Here is a 15,019-nt window from a genome sequence, read left to right on the forward strand (position 1 = left end):
TGATCAAAGTAAAATTCTTCTAATTGTTGGGATAAATGGAGCGAAAATTCATAAATTTGCACGACTTTAAACTAAAAATTTTAACATACACTCCATCCTATGTCAAAAGACATTCGAATTAAAAGAGGATTATCTCTGCGATTAGAAGGGGAGGCGGAAAAAGAGCTTGTTAAGGCTCCAAGATCCAAAACTTACGCGATCAAACCGCCAGATTTTCACACTGTTGTACCTAAAATGGTTGTTAAAGAAGGAGCAAAACTTCTTGCCGGTGATGAGATTTTCTATTCAAAATATACAGAAGAAGTTCGCTTTACTACGCCTGTAAGTGGTGTTCTTAAAGAAATTAAAAGAGGTGATAAAAGAAGGATCCTTGAAGTTATAATCGAGGCAGATTCTGAAGACGCTTACCGTGATTTTGGTAAAATGGATGCGTCTAAAGCTGAAGCTAAAGATGTAAGAGAAAGAATTCTTGAAAGCGGTTGTGGTGCTTTTATCTATCAGCGACCTTACGATATCGTGGCTGATCCAAAAGACACTCCAAAAGCTATTTTTATCTCGGCGGTTTCTACGGCACCTCTTGCTGCAGACAAAGGCTTTATCATTAAAGATAAAGTTGCTGCATTTCAGGAAGGGATCAATGCTTTAAGAAAACTTACTCCAGGAAAAGTTCATGTTTCTGTAGATGATAGTTCCGCTGAATATTTAAAGAATCTTCAGGGTGTTGAGCTGCATCACGTAAACGGTGCGCATCCTGCTGGTAATGTTGGTGTTCAAATTCATAAAATCGATCCTATTAACAGGGGAGAAAGAGTCTGGACCGTTGGAGTGGAAGATGTTGCGATCATCGGAAATATTTTCTTAACCGGTGAGTTTCATGCAGATAGAACAATAGCTCTAACAGGTAGTGAGTCTAAAGACAGAAAGTACTACCAGACAAAAATTGGTGCTAACGTTGCAGATCTTATTGGTCAGGCTTCTGAAGATGTTCGAATTATTTCAGGTGATGTGTTAACTGGAACTCAGCTTTCCAATAACCAGTATCTTGGGTTTTTCGAAAACGAAGTTACTCAGATTCCTGAAGGTAATAACTATAGAATGTTTGGTTGGTTGCCTTTTACCTATAATAATATTCATTCAAACTCACATACTTCTTTATCGTGGTTGTTCCCAAAGAAAAAGTATACGCCTACTACCAATCTTAATGGTGAAGAGCGTGCTTTGGTTGTAACTGGCGAAATGGAGGAAGTATTGCCAATGGATATCTATCCTATGCAGCTTATTAAAGCTTGTATGGCTGGTGATATTGAAAAAATGGAAAACCTTGGGATCTATGAAGTAGCTCCTGAAGATTTTGCATTGGTTGAATATGTGAATACTTCTAAAATTGAAATTCAGGAAGTAATTAGATTAGGTCTGGATTTAATGATCACCGAAGTAGGTTAAAAAGCTGAAGAACTATGGAATGGATTAGACAAAGATTAGATAAAATCAAGGAGCCCTTTAATAAGGGTAATAAATTAGAGAAATATGCACCGGCGATCAACGCTCTGGATACTTTTCTATATACTCCTAATCATACAACACAAAAAGGAGCGCACATTCGTGATGCGGTAGACCTTAAAAGAACTATGATCACCGTAGTTCTTGCTCTTGTTCCGGCACTTATTTTCGGGATGTGGAATGGTGGATATCAGTATCTCCACCAGTTACCAGAATATGCAAATGGAGTGCCTTTTATAGATGCCTTTCTAGAGGGAGCATTTAAGATCGTACCAATGATCGCCGTATCTTACGGAGTAGGTCTTGGAATCGAATTTGCTTTTGCAATCTTTAGAGGACACGAAGTTAACGAAGGTTACCTGGTGACAGGATTACTTATTCCTATGATCATGCCTATAGATATTCCACTTTGGATGGTGGCTTTATCTGTAGTTTTCGCGGTACTTATTGGTAAAGAAGCATTTGGTGGTACAGGAATGAATATTCTGAATCCTGCGCTAACCGCTCGTGCATTCGCATTCTTCGCATACCCTACCTATATGTCTGGTAACTCTGTATGGGTAAGTAATGCATACGAAGTTGATGCGGTATCTGGAGAAACAATATTAGGTACTTTAGCTTCAGGATCTGATGTATCATATTCTGCAATGAATATGTTTTCAGGAATGATCCCGGGTTCTATCGCTGAGACTTCAGTGATATGTATCCTTGCAGGAGCTTTAATTCTAGTGCTTACCAAAGTTGGAAGCTGGAGAATTATTTTAAGTGCTTTTATTGGTGCAGCAATTATGGGACTTATCTTTAATGCGCTACCATCAATGGGACTTGAAGGAAATGAACTTACAAACTTTCCTTGGTATTTACACCTAATGGTTGGTGGACTTGCATTTGGTATTGTCTTTATGGCAACCGATCCAGTTTCAGCAGCACAAACAATGAAAGGTAAATGGATCTACGGATTCTTGATAGGTTTCCTGTCAGTTATGATTCGTGTATTCAACCCTGCATACCCGGAAGGAGTAATGTTAGGAATTCTTTTGATGAACGTTTTCGCTCCAACCATAGATCACTATGTAGTTCAGGCTAACGTGAACAGAAGAAAGAAAAGACTTAAGAATGCTAATCCTCAGGTAGAAACAGCATAGTTATGGAAGAGAAATCAGTAAATAAAACAAACAGTAATGGCTATACATTTATGTTCGCCATTATCATGGTAGTTGTTGTAGCTGCGGTGCTTGCTTTTGCTGCAACTTCACTTCAACCAACTCAACAGGATAATATTCGTAAGGAGAAAATGCAAAATATCCTTTCTACAGTAGGAATCGCTACAGATAGAGATGGAGCAAAAGAACTTTATGATCAATATATCGTTGAAGAGGTTGCCATTAAAGAAGACGGATCTGTAGATGAATCTATAGATGCCTTTCAAGTAGATCTTGCAAAAGAACTTAAGAAAGATGTAGGAGAGCAGGTATTTCCTTTATACGTTGCCGAAGTTGAAGGTTCAAGATATTATATCGTTCCTTTAAGAGGTAACGGACTTTGGAATGCGATCTTCGGATACATTTCTTTAAAAGATGATGTGAACACGATTAAGGGTGCAACTTTCGATCACCTTGGTGAAACTCCTGGCCTTGGAGCAGAGATTACTAAAGAATGGTTCAAAAAGAAATTTGAAGATGAGAAGATCTTCGATTCTAGCGGAAACCTTGTTGGTGTATCTGTAGTGAAAGGAAATATAGATGTTTCAGATAAGGATGATAATAAAGTGGATGCGATTTCCGGAGCAACTATTACCGGAGATGGAGTATCAGATATGATCTCTGAAAGGCTTAAGCGTTACCTGCCTTATTTCGAGAAGCAAAAGGATATTAAAGTAGCAATAAAATAATTATGGCTAAAGAGACAAAATTCAACTCTGCTAAAGAGGAAGAGAAGAAACAGGAAATGATCCTTTTTCTTTCAGATTCTGAAGAAAAAGAGCATTTTCTTTCCAAAGGGAATAGAAAATTATTATCAGATCCTTTAGATGATAACAACCCGATTACTGTCCAGGTTTTAGGTATCTGTTCAGCATTGGCAATTACAGTTCAGTTAGAACCAGCAATCGTTATGGCGATCGCGGTGATGGTGGTAATGGCATTTAGTAACATGATCATTTCTATGTTGCGTAACCTTATCCCTAGCCGTATTCGTATTATCGTTCAGCTAGTGGTTGTTGCTTCACTTGTAATTTTGGTAAGTGAGGTACTTAAAGCTTATGCTTTTGATGTAAGTAAACAGCTTTCGGTATTCGTTGGTCTTATTATTACCAACTGTATCGTGATGGGACGTCTGGAAGCCTTTGCTCTTGGTAACGGTGTATATAAATCATTCCTTGACGGAATTGGTAACGCTGCTGGATACGGATTAATCCTTATCATCGTGGCATTTTTCAGAGAACTTTTAGGTTCCGGAAAATTATTTGGATTTGAAGTTCTTGGTCATAAAGGAGCTACACTTGCTGAATCAACCGGTCTTTATTCACTGGGATATGAAAATAACGGTTTAATGTTGCTTTCGCCAATGGCTCTTATCGTGGTAGGAGTTATTATCTGGGTGCAACGTGCTAGAAACCGTAAACTAATCGAAGAAAACTAATAGCTGAACAGCAAAAAAGTATAAAAAATGGAATTAGTTAATCTATTTGTAAGAAGTATTTTCATTGAAAATATGATATTCGCCTACTTCCTGGGAATGTGTTCCTACCTGGCGGTATCAAAAACTGTAAAGACAGCTGTTGGTTTAGGTGCTGCGGTAATATTCGTATTACTTGTAACTGTACCAATTAACTTTTTACTTGATAATTATCTTCTGAAACCTGGCGCTCTTACCTGGTTAGGTGCTGAATATGCAGATGTGGATCTTAGTTTCCTAAGTTTCATCATGTTCATCGCGGTAATTGCTTCTATGGTTCAGCTTGTAGAGATGATAGTTGAAAAATTCGCTCCTGCACTATATGGTGCTTTAGGTATTTTCCTTCCTCTAATTGCGGTAAACTGTGCAATCCTTGGTGGTTCACTTTTTATGCAGCAAAAAGATTTCGGAGGTATTTCTGAAGCCGTTACTTATGGTTTAGGAAGTGGAATTGGATGGTTTCTGGCAATTCTTGCGATTGCAGCCATCAGAGAAAAAATTGCATACTCAAATGTGCCTGCTCCATTAAAAGGTCTTGGTATTACGTTTATCATTACCGGATTAATGGCATTAGGGTTTATGAGTTTTATGGGAATTAAATTATAATCGAAAAGAAAGATTATGACAGTTATAATAGCTAGTGTAGTAGTATTTTTAGTTCTTATTTTGTTATTGGTATCCATCCTTTTGGGAGCCAAGGCAAAATTGACCCCATCAGGGCCTGTGACTATTAATGTTAATAATGAAAAAGATATCGAAGTAGGTTCTGGAGGAACTTTACTTTCAACTCTTGGAGATAACAAATTATTCCTTCCTTCTGCCTGTGGTGGAGGTGGAACCTGTATCCAGTGTAAGTGTATTGTTAAAGATGGAGGAGGAGCAATTCTTCCTACAGAAGAGCCTCACTTTACCAGAAAAGAAATTGCAGACGGTTGGAGACTTGGTTGCCAGGTGAAGGTTAAGCAGGACATGAAAATTACGATTCCTGAAGAGGTTTTCGGAATTAAGAAATGGGATGCTACCGTAGTAAGAAACTATAATGTTGCTTCGTTTATTAAGGAATTTGTGGTAGAAATTCCTGAAGATATGGACTATAAAGCTGGAGGGTATATTCAAATTGAGGTTCCTAAGACCGAAGTTAAATTTGAAGATTTTGATATCACAGCTCACCCTGAAGAGCATGAGACTCCAGATAAATTTCAGGCAGAGTGGGATAAATTTAAATTATGGCCACTGGTGATGAAAAATCCTGAAGTAGTGGAAAGAGCTTACTCAATGGCTTCTTACCCTGCAGAAGGACGTGAAATTATGCTGAACGTTCGTATCGCAACACCGCCATTTGATCGCGCTAAAGACGGTTGGATGGATGTAAATCCTGGAGTTGCTTCATCTTATATCTTCAGCCTTAAGAAAGGAGATAAAGTAGTTATTTCAGGTCCTTATGGTGAATTCTTTATCAATGAGTCTGATGCGGAAATGCTTTATGTTGGCGGTGGAGCCGGAATGGCACCAATGAGATCTCACCTTTACCATTTATTCAGAACTCTGAAAACTGGTAGAAAAGTTACTTACTGGTACGGTGGTAGATCTAAGAGAGAATTGTTCTATACAGAACACTTTAGAGCTCTTGAAAGAGATTTCCCTAACTTTAAATTCTACCTGGCCCTTTCTGAGCCAATGGAAGAAGATAACTGGAAAGTAAAGGACGGTCTTGATGGAGAAGGTGACGGATTCGTAGGATTTATTCACCAGGTGGTAATAGATAATTATTTAAATCATCACGAAGAGCCGGAAGAAATCGAATTATATTTCTGTGGACCTCCATTGATGAACAAAGCTGTTCAGAAAATGGGTGAGGACTTCGGAATTCCGCCAGAGAACATCAGGTTTGATGACTTTGGAGGATAATAATTACAAATCCCGCTTCGGCGGGATTTTTTTATATTTAGACTATGCCGAAATTAAATGAACAGGAACTACATAATCTTGCCATGAATATCGTGGGAAAAGATCTTGAAGATAACGGATATGAATTCCTTGGGGTTAATAGTAAGCTCAGGAGAAATCCACAGTTTGTAGCTCTAAAGGAAACAAAATTGCATTTCGTGATCGTAAGGGCTATTACGTATCCAGATGACCCTTCAGCTTTTGATCCTGCCTTTATGAAAGATATTAAAGAACACGCTGAAAAATTCAATGCGCGGACTTTTTATGCCGGTGTGGGACTTGCAAATTCCAGTGACTACGAAAAACCAATTACCAGCGACGAAGACTATATCGTAAACTATTCTGGCTGGAAGGAATTTTAGATTATGAAAAAAACACTTTTCTTAATATTTTCAATTTTACTTCTTATAGGTTGTAATACTGAAAAAGAGAACAATATTCATGAATATTACGGTGAGGCTTTAGGAACCACTTATTCTGTAAAATATTTTTCTAACGAAGAGCTTCAATTTGAAAAATCTCTAGATAGTATACTAGATGATATAAATTCTTCAATGAGCACTTATATCACCAAATCTGATATTTCAAAAATAAATCGTGGAGATACTACAGTAGAGGTTGACGACAATTTTATTAAAGTATTTAATGCTTCTGAAAAGATTTTTAAGGAGAGCAACGGGTTCTTTGATCCAACGGTGGGTGTTCTTGTCAACGCATACGGTTTCGGCCCGGGAAAAGCTTTAAAAGCAATAGATAGCGTGAAGCTTGATTCTCTGAGAAAGCTTGTCGGATTTGATAAGATCAGAATTCAATCTGATAAAACCATTAAAAAAGAAAACCCTGCTATTTATATTGATTTTAATGCCATCGCAAAGGGTTATACCATAGACGTCATTGCTGAATATCTAGAGTCTCAGGATGTTGAAAATTATCTTGTTGAATTAGGTGGTGAGCTTCGTGCTAAAGGAAAAAACCTTGATAATGATCTGGAATGGATCGTTGGTATAGATGATCCAGATCAGGAGGAAGGAGAAAAGCGAAAATTATACGCCAAGCTAAAACTGGTTAATGCAGCCATGGCTACTTCCGGGAATTATAGAAAATACAGAACGGACTCCCTAACCGGGCAGAAGTATGTTCACACCATCAATCCTAAAACGGCTAAGGCCGAGAAGAGTAATATTTTAAGTGCCTCGGTAATTGCTGAAAACTGTATGCTAGCTGATGGTTATGCAACTGCATTTATGGCGCTTGGTTTAGAAAGAACTAAATCTACGCTGGAGAAATTAGAAGGTGTTGAAGTCTATATTCTATATTCAACCGAGAACGGCGGAATGGAAATTTTTCAGACACCAGGTTTTCAAGAAAATATCGTTGAGTAATTATTTATGACAAACCGGGATGATCTCCCCTTTGGCCAGTCGGTATTTATCAATTTCTGCAGAAGAAAGATCTGAAGTATAATCAACTTCTTCTACCTTAAAGCCAATAGCTCTTAGCTTAACAAAGTAATCTCTTCCGTATACCCGAACATGATCATACTGTCCAAAGATCTTAGCTCGTTCTTTGGGATCTGTGATCGAATCATCCTGAAAAGTTTCTGCACGATCTAATTCCTGCGGAATTTGTAAAACAGCCGTTCCGCCCGGTTTCAAGATCCTGTAAAGTTCCTGCATGGCTTTAGTATCATCAGGAATATGCTCCAGTACGTGATTACATAAAATAAAGTCGAAACTTTCATTCTCAAATGGAAGATCACAAATATCAGCCTTGACATCTGCTAGTGGCGAATTAAGGTCTGTCGTCGTGTATTCCAAATTAGATAATTCTCTGAATCGCTTATAAAAAGCTTGTTCTGGTGCAAAGTGCAGGACCTTTAGCTTCTTGTTGAAAAACTCAGTTTCATTCTTCAGATAAAGCCATAAGAGTCTATGCCTCTCTAATGAGAGGGTAGAAGGGGAAAGCACATTTTCCCGCTGATTTTCGTAACCATAAGGTAAAAACTTTCTGAAACCGCTCCCATCTATTGGATCGGTGTATCGAGAGCCCTTAAGATAAATCTTTAAAAACGGCCTTACCAGGTAACTAATTCTAATAAGAACAGGCCTGGGAATTGAATTTAAGGCCAGTTTAAAAAGATTACTCATTCGCTATACTTCGATATCTCCCCAGTTTTCACCCGATTTGATACGGTACAATTGCATTTCGGAAACTCCAAATTGCTTTGCAAGTACTCTAATACGGGTTTTCCTTTCGGGATCTAAAAGTTTTTTCTTTAGAATTACAGCCTGTGCGTAAGTAAGTTTAGAATAAGAGGTAACTTTTCTAAGCTTCCTTTTTTTCTTATTCTCCTTCACTTTAGGACTGTCGTATTGATGTTGGACCCATTCGTCTTTGGTGGCCCAGGCCAAATTAGAAACGCGATTGTCGTTTTTCACAAAATTTTTGTGAATCACATACTGATCACCTTCTTTCTTCTCTAAAAACATTTCTGCAATAATGCGATGAATGTAGTAAGTCTTATGCTTACCATTCTTCAATTTTACCGCGAAGTTTAAATATCCACCTACTTTTCCGCCTTTCATTAAGTCTCCTTCGGGATTTTTCAGATAACTGATCATTCTTCCGAAATTTGAGACTTTATAGATAAAGCGGTCTTCCCAGGAATCTTTATGTAGGGTTTTCCAGATTTCCTGTCTGTAACTTTTAATCATAAACTTTTGCTCTAAATTCGTCTTCTTCTTTGGTTTTAATATTTAAGGATTCATAGATGTATTTAAATGTAGATAGTAATTCGGGTTTGCCGTCAACCAATGCCACATTGTGTTCAAAATGAGCACTAGGCTTATTGTCGGCAGTTAGTATTGTCCAACCATCTGGTAATTGCTTAATTCTTTTAGTTCCCATGTTTATCATAGGTTCAATTGCTACCACCATGCCTTCTACAAATTTCTTTCCTCTTCCTCTACGGCCATAATTTGGCATTTCAGGATCTTCGTGCATAGTTGTTCCAATTCCATGACCAACAAGTTCTCTAACAACTCCATAGCCATGGTCTTCGGTATATTTCTGAATAGCATAGCCTACATCACCAACGCGATTTCCGGCTTTAAATTCTTTTATACCTTCATAAAGTGACTCTTTGGTCACCTCTAATAATTTTTTCACATCTGGAGCAACTTCACCAACTGGAAATGTATAGGCGTGATCTCCATAATATCCGTTTTTAATAGCACCACAATCAATAGAAATAATGTCTCCTTCCTTTAAAGGTGTATTATTTGGAATTCCATGAACCACCTGGGCATTCGGACTCATACAAAGCGAATTCGGAAAATCATACAATCCAAGAAAACCTGGTTTTGCATCGTGGTCTCTAATAAACTCCTCTGCCATTTTATCCAGTTCAAGAGTTGTTACACCCGGTTGAATTTTGGGAGCAAGCATTCCTAGCGTTTTAGATACAATAAGTGCACTTTCACGCATTAACTCAATTTCTTCTCTGGATTTCTGTACTATCATATATTATTACAATCTTCCGAATAAACCGGATCTTTTCTTTTTCTTTTTTGGTCTTCCTGGTTGTTCTAAACTTAACATCTGAAAGATTTCTCCCCAGCCTTTCATTCCGCCTAGATTACGGTCATCTATAAAAATATCTGCGAGGATCTTTCTGCTTATCGTATCGTCAAAATCCTCTTCAGGATAACTTTTATTAACCGCATAAAATTTAAGACCGTTTTTTTCGCAAAACTCTACAGCTTCATCTAGTCTTATTCCGCAGCGATAGGTCCATAATATAAGACGGTGCCCTTCTTCTTGTAGTTTTTTTAAAGATTCAAAGGCGAAAAGTATAGGTTTTCCAATTTCAGGAAATCTATTCTCTACTATAGTGCCATCAAAATCAACTGCTATGGTAAGAGAATTGGGCATAAAGCGAAATTACTTAATATTTTCTAATTATAGGGTTGCTAACGGTTCTATCTTAGTTTGTGTAGGAATTTTTGTACTCCTTGCCACTCACTATTTTAGCAATATCTTCTTCAATACTTTCTCCCCGCGAGTATTCTACGAATCTGTTTACTTCCTTACCATCTTTATAGAAAATAATTGTAGGAACTCTATGAACTTCCAGTTTCTCTTCTATTTTAGAAGGAGTCTGTTTATTATAATCTACAGCGACCATATTCAATTTATCATAATCATATTGAGCATCATCTAGTAGCTTCAAGAATTTTGGCACTTCTCTTTTGCTATCTCCGCACCATGTTCCCATTAAAACTTTGATGTCGTAGTCTCCAATATTTTCCTTGATCGTTGCCATGGCATCGGTCTCAGGTGAAAATTTATTATATCTGGGAGTAAACCATGCAGAGAATGGTTTTTGCTGAAGTTCCTCTTTCTGAAATTCCCCAAGAAGCATATCTTTTTGCACTCCTTCTAATTCTAAATTGGTTTCTGACTTCGGTTCAATTGCAGATTTACTAACAGTATTACCACAACTTAATGCGATCACTGCCAGTAAAATTAAGTACTTATTCATATAAATTAAATTAATGGATCTTCGGTCATTAGATCTGGTTGGGTAATTCCCATAAGCTTTAGGATAGTCGGAGCAATATTCCCCAACTTACCATCTTTTATATTTTTTACATCTTTATCCATTAAAATTAATGGTACGGGATTGGTGGTATGCGCTGTATTAGGGCTGCCATCAGGGTTTTTCATCACCTCACTATTCCCATGATCTGCGATGATTATGATTGCATAATCTTTTTCAAAGGCCGCTTCAGCTACTTCTTTTGCGCAGGTGTCAACGGTTTCACATGCCTTGATTGCCGCATTGAAATCTCCCGTATGACCAACCATATCTGGATTAGCAAAATTCAGACATATAAAATCTGCAGATTCCTTTTCGATCTCGGGAACAATCTTGTCCTTGATCTCAAAAGCACTCATTTCTGGTTGAAGGTCATAAGTTGCTACTTTCGGAGAATTACACATGATGCGCTTCTCTCCTGCAAAAGGTTTCTCCCTTCCTCCGGAAAAGAAAAATGTAACATGAGGATATTTTTCAGTTTCAGCAATTCTAATTTGTTTTTTGCCTTCATATTCAAGCACTTCACCTAGCGTAGCTTTAATATTAGATTTCTTGAAAATGACATTTACATTTTTGAATCTATCATCATATTTGGTCATTGTAACATAGTACAATGCTAATTTCTTCATATCATATTCAGGAAAATCATCCTGGGATAATGCCTGGGTTAATTGCCTTCCCCGGTCTGTTCTAAAGTTGAAATAGATAACAACATCCTTTTCATTCAATTTAGCAACAGGATTTCCATTATTATCAGTCAAGACGATTGGCTCTATGAACTCGTCACTTACACCATCATCATAACTTTTTTGAATTGCAGCAGTTGCATCCTGAGTTTCCTTGCCAACTCCTTTGACTATTAGATCGTAAGCTTTTTTAACACGTTCCCAGCGCTTGTCTCTGTCCATGGCGAAATATCTACCAATAACTGAAGCTAGCTCAGAATTTGTTTCTTTAAGATGCGGGAGTAATTCTGCAATAAAACCTTTTCCTGAATGCGGATCTACATCACGACCATCGGTAAAAGCATGAACATATTTCTTTTTTACTCCTAGTTTTTCTGCCGCACTTAAGAGTCCTTTTAGGTGATTGATATGGGAATGTACTCCACCATCACTTAAAAGTCCCATAAAATGGATAGGCTTGTTATTTTTTACTGCGTAACTAAAAGCTTCCTCAAGAACAGGTTCATCTACCAAAGTTTCTTTTTCAACTGCCATGTTGATCTTAACGAGATCCTGATAAACAATTCGGCCAGCTCCAAGGTTCATATGACCAACTTCGCTGTTTCCCATCTGTCCTTCAGGTAAACCAACGTTCATACCATCTGTTCTTAAACTGGCGTGTGGGAATTTATCTGGCAGGGAATCCATGAATGGAGTATTTGCCTTAGCGACTGCTGAAACTTCCTCATCTTGAGTAATGCCCCAACCATCTAATATCATTAAGAGAACTTTCTTATTCATTTACGTCAATAGTTTGGGGGATAAAGATAAAAACATTTGAATGTTTAGCCTGAAGGAGGTTCTATAATGTTTTATTAAAACTGAATCTTCACTTCGCAATTCTATCGATCAAAAATGAAAATCCTTTGGATTTTGATACAGGATTTCAGAATTATTCAAATTCTTATCAAATGCTGCACCTGTTAACATGAATTTCGCAATGATTAGCGTTTATAAAATTTAAAAATTTAACATTTATAAACTTAATTCATATAATATAATGATAATGTCTTCGTTAATATGAAACCTTCAAAAAATACCTTATAAGGTTCATTAAAAGCTATTTAAGGCTTCGAATTGTTAAATTTAGCGTTTTTTTAAAATTCTTTTTAATTTTTCGTATGTTGGCAAGGCTTTTGGTTTTTATTAACAAAAATTAGAAAAAAGATATTATATGAAGTACCGAATTCTTACTGTTGTTGGAGTATTAATTTTCTCATTCGCTTTTAGTAGTGCAGCCGAAATCAACAATTCAAAAGAGTCCGAAATAGCCCCGGAGTTATCAGTTGAAGTTAAAGTCAAAAAAACATTCGAAGAAAAAGTAGCCGATCTATACAATGATTTTTCGGCGAATAATTCTACAATGCCTAATATTTCAGTATTTGAAAAGGCGATTAGTGGATATACTAAATTGGACGAAGCAGGTAAAGTTTCTAATCCATTACTTACCGTTATAGATTTCAATCTATCCTCTAAAATGAAAAGAATGTGGATCCTGAACATGGATACTAAAGAAGTTGTTTTCAATACTTATGTAGCTCACGGAAAGAATACAGGAGTTGAATTCGCTAAGAACTTTTCTAATAAAGTTAATTCTCACCAAAGCTCTCTTGGGTTTTATGTGACCGGAGAAACTTATTATGGTAAGAACGGATTATCTCTATTTATTGATGGAATGGAAAAAGGATTCAATTCGAAGGCTCGTGAGCGTTATGTAGTTATTCATGGAGCAGATTACGCTGAACCTGAATTTATTAATAGATACGGAAGACTAGGAAGAAGTTATGGATGTCCAGCGGTACCAAATAAGATCGCAAAGGATCTAATTCATAAAATAAAAGGGAAGTCTGTAGTTTATATTCATAAGAGTGATGAAAACTACCAGGAAAAGTCTAGTTTTTTAAACGTATAATCAGTCTGCGGGTTTTAAAAGCTCCCAGGTTTTCTGATCAAGATTATAGATATCATTAATGAACTTAATGGTATCTTTTTTTTGATATACGGTCCAATAGAAATGATGTACGTTTACTTTTTGCTTAACCGGTATCTCTGTGGTTCTGCCAGATTTTAAGATGTCCTCAATCTTTTCATCATCATATTTTTCCTGGTCGCTAAGCAGGTATTTAGCTAAACCTAAAGCATCCTGAACTCTAACACAGCCAGAACTTTGAGCTCGAGCATTCTTTTCGAACAAACTTCGGGAAGGTGTATCATGTAGATAGATCATATACTCATTGGGATAAATAATTTTTACAATACCTAGCGGGTTAGATGGTCCCGCCGGTTGCCTGTAGGTGTAAGATCTGGCTTTTGAAGAATTCCAATCTACTGAAGATGGATCTACCGTGTTGCCGTTACTGTCATAGATCTTGATATTCTTTTTCTGAAAATATCCAATATCACGTTTAGCTCCGGGAATAACATCATTCTTCTTAATGGTCGGAGGAATTGTCCACGTTGGATTATAAATAATATAACCTATCTCATCCGAGAAAATTGGCGTTTTTCTAACCTGAGTTCCCACCATGATCTTATGAGTTCTAACGGTATCGTTATCCTTAACTACGCTCAGTTCGTAATCGGGAATATTGACAATGATGTAATGATCACCAAGGTCTCTTGGAAACCATCTCCATCTTTCCAGATTAACTAAAATCTGGTGATAACGATCGCGACGAGTCAGGTTCATGTTAGAGATCGTTGTGCTACCTAAAAGCGCATCAACCTGAAGATCGTGATCTAGCTGGAATTTTTCTACAGCCTCCTGGATTTCCTTTTTATATTCTGTATTTGTGCTGTCTATTGGATTGTTATAATAACCAAGCTCAGTCAGTCTTTTGGTGACTGCAAAGATCCTATCACTATTTTCTCCGGGTCTCACTAGTCTGCCATCAGGAATTACGGTAGAAGTATCTTCATCAATTCCTGTTTTTTTGAATTCACTCAATGCAGATCTCAATTGCTGGTAAACTTTACTTTTCGGTCTTATTGAATCTAGGCTTTTCTGAATATTCTTATCTGAAATAGCCTTTTTTAAAAGACCCTGTGGATCAATTTCATTTAGGGGAGTTCCCCAGATCTCATGAATTTTGGTAGGATCTAATTTTCCTGTAGCAAGATCTTTCGAGAGTTGCAGGTAAGAATCTGTAAGAAGAATTTCCAGAAGGTTGTTATCTTCTTCGGTATTACTGTCTAGCGAACGAAAGAGTTTCTGAAGTTTGTCTCCATGGTAATCCTCAAAGAAAAGGCCTTCATCTTCTATATTTTCAATATTCCTGAAAAGGTCTTCCCGTAATTCCCTGTCAGACCAGATTGGCTCAAAATCGTTCTCTCTGTAAAATTCTGAAACTGCAGCTATATTGTAAAGTTCCTTGATACGAGGTTCTGAATCATCAAAAAAATCTTCAATAAGATCATCCTCGGTTAGGAATGTGATTTCCTCAACTTCATTGCGCTCTTCAACACCTGGTGTCTCTTTATCATCTTTACATGAAGCGATCAATAAAAGAACGATAAAAGCGAATTTTAATGAGGGGCTGCGCATTAAGAATTTTTAGTTGAAGATGGTCAA

General features: G+C 37.1%; 16 protein-coding genes. 9 read left to right on the plus strand and 7 right to left on the minus strand.

What is annotated here, in order from left to right; translation table 11 throughout:
* The first annotated feature begins 99 nt into the window (after nt 1-99).
* From RE431_RS02900 to RE431_RS02935, 8 genes are read left to right on the plus strand one after another with little or no spacing between them, the layout of a single operon-like run.
* Nucleotides 100-1,443: a Na(+)-translocating NADH-quinone reductase subunit A gene (locus RE431_RS02900; protein ID WP_309560452.1), complete on the plus strand. Its 1,344-nt coding sequence runs from the start codon at nt 100-102 to the stop codon at nt 1,441-1,443.
* A 14-nt stretch (nt 1,444-1,457) separates the two neighbouring features.
* On the plus strand, nt 1,458-2,645 hold the full coding sequence (locus RE431_RS02905; protein WP_309560453.1) for an NADH:ubiquinone reductase (Na(+)-transporting) subunit B: 1,188 nt from the start codon (nt 1,458-1,460) through the stop codon (nt 2,643-2,645).
* A 2-nt stretch (nt 2,646-2,647) separates the two neighbouring features.
* Nucleotides 2,648-3,391, plus strand: coding sequence for a Na(+)-translocating NADH-quinone reductase subunit C (locus RE431_RS02910; protein ID WP_309560454.1), 744 nt, complete (start codon nt 2,648-2,650; stop codon nt 3,389-3,391).
* Nucleotides 3,392-3,393: 2 nt separating this feature from the next.
* Entirely contained in the window at nt 3,394-4,140 is a 747-nt protein-coding gene (locus RE431_RS02915) for an NADH:ubiquinone reductase (Na(+)-transporting) subunit D (protein ID WP_240711843.1), read from the plus strand.
* Between the two features lie 27 nt (nt 4,141-4,167).
* Complete coding sequence (gene nqrE / locus RE431_RS02920; protein ID WP_309560455.1) at nt 4,168-4,782, plus strand: NADH:ubiquinone reductase (Na(+)-transporting) subunit E; 615 nt, start codon at nt 4,168-4,170, stop codon at nt 4,780-4,782.
* 15 nt (nt 4,783-4,797) lie between these two features.
* Nucleotides 4,798-6,084 (plus strand): NADH:ubiquinone reductase (Na(+)-transporting) subunit F, encoded by a 1,287-nt coding sequence (nqrF, locus tag RE431_RS02925; protein WP_309560456.1) that lies wholly within the window; start codon nt 4,798-4,800, stop codon nt 6,082-6,084.
* Nucleotides 6,085-6,128: 44 nt separating this feature from the next.
* Nucleotides 6,129-6,485 (plus strand): Na(+)-translocating NADH-quinone reductase subunit F, encoded by a 357-nt coding sequence (locus RE431_RS02930; RefSeq protein WP_309560457.1) that lies wholly within the window; start codon nt 6,129-6,131, stop codon nt 6,483-6,485.
* A gap of 3 nt (nt 6,486-6,488) precedes the next feature.
* Entirely contained in the window at nt 6,489-7,505 is a 1,017-nt protein-coding gene (locus RE431_RS02935; protein WP_309560458.1) for an FAD:protein FMN transferase, read from the plus strand.
* Here RE431_RS02935 and RE431_RS02940 read toward each other — a convergent pair whose 3' ends face one another.
* From RE431_RS02940 to gpmI, 6 genes are read right to left on the minus strand one after another with little or no spacing between them, the layout of a single operon-like run.
* Nucleotides 7,506-8,270: a class I SAM-dependent methyltransferase gene (locus RE431_RS02940; protein ID WP_309560459.1), complete on the minus strand. Its 765-nt coding sequence runs from the start codon at nt 8,268-8,270 to the stop codon at nt 7,506-7,508.
* A 3-nt stretch (nt 8,271-8,273) separates the two neighbouring features.
* A complete protein-coding gene (locus RE431_RS02945) occupies nt 8,274-8,837 on the minus strand; it encodes an HNH endonuclease (RefSeq protein WP_309560460.1) in 564 nt (187 codons plus the stop codon).
* Complete coding sequence (gene map, locus RE431_RS02950) at nt 8,830-9,645, minus strand: type I methionyl aminopeptidase (RefSeq protein ID WP_309560461.1); 816 nt, start codon at nt 9,643-9,645, stop codon at nt 8,830-8,832. The genes RE431_RS02945 and map overlap by 8 nt, the downstream gene beginning before the upstream one ends.
* A gap of 6 nt (nt 9,646-9,651) precedes the next feature.
* A complete protein-coding gene (locus tag RE431_RS02955; RefSeq protein WP_309560462.1) occupies nt 9,652-10,056 on the minus strand; it encodes a BT0820 family HAD-type phosphatase in 405 nt (134 codons plus the stop codon).
* A 52-nt stretch (nt 10,057-10,108) separates the two neighbouring features.
* Nucleotides 10,109-10,666 (minus strand): thioredoxin family protein, encoded by a 558-nt coding sequence (locus RE431_RS02960; protein WP_309560463.1) that lies wholly within the window; start codon nt 10,664-10,666, stop codon nt 10,109-10,111.
* A gap of 5 nt (nt 10,667-10,671) precedes the next feature.
* Nucleotides 10,672-12,189, minus strand: coding sequence for a 2,3-bisphosphoglycerate-independent phosphoglycerate mutase (gene gpmI, locus RE431_RS02965; protein ID WP_309560464.1), 1,518 nt, complete (start codon nt 12,187-12,189; stop codon nt 10,672-10,674).
* 433 nt (nt 12,190-12,622) lie between these two features.
* Here gpmI and RE431_RS02970 point away from each other — a divergent pair, with 433 nt between their 5' ends.
* Nucleotides 12,623-13,360: a murein L,D-transpeptidase catalytic domain family protein gene (locus RE431_RS02970; protein ID WP_309560465.1), complete on the plus strand. Its 738-nt coding sequence runs from the start codon at nt 12,623-12,625 to the stop codon at nt 13,358-13,360.
* Here RE431_RS02970 and RE431_RS02975 read toward each other — a convergent pair whose 3' ends face one another.
* Nucleotides 13,361-14,992, minus strand: coding sequence for a L,D-transpeptidase family protein (locus RE431_RS02975; protein WP_309560466.1), 1,632 nt, complete (start codon nt 14,990-14,992; stop codon nt 13,361-13,363).
* Between the last annotated feature and the right edge of the window lie 27 nt (nt 14,993-15,019).

Origin of the sequence: Christiangramia sediminicola (genome assembly GCF_031344135.1) — a bacterium.
In the GTDB taxonomy this organism is placed as follows: domain Bacteria; phylum Bacteroidota; class Bacteroidia; order Flavobacteriales; family Flavobacteriaceae; genus Christiangramia; species Christiangramia sediminicola.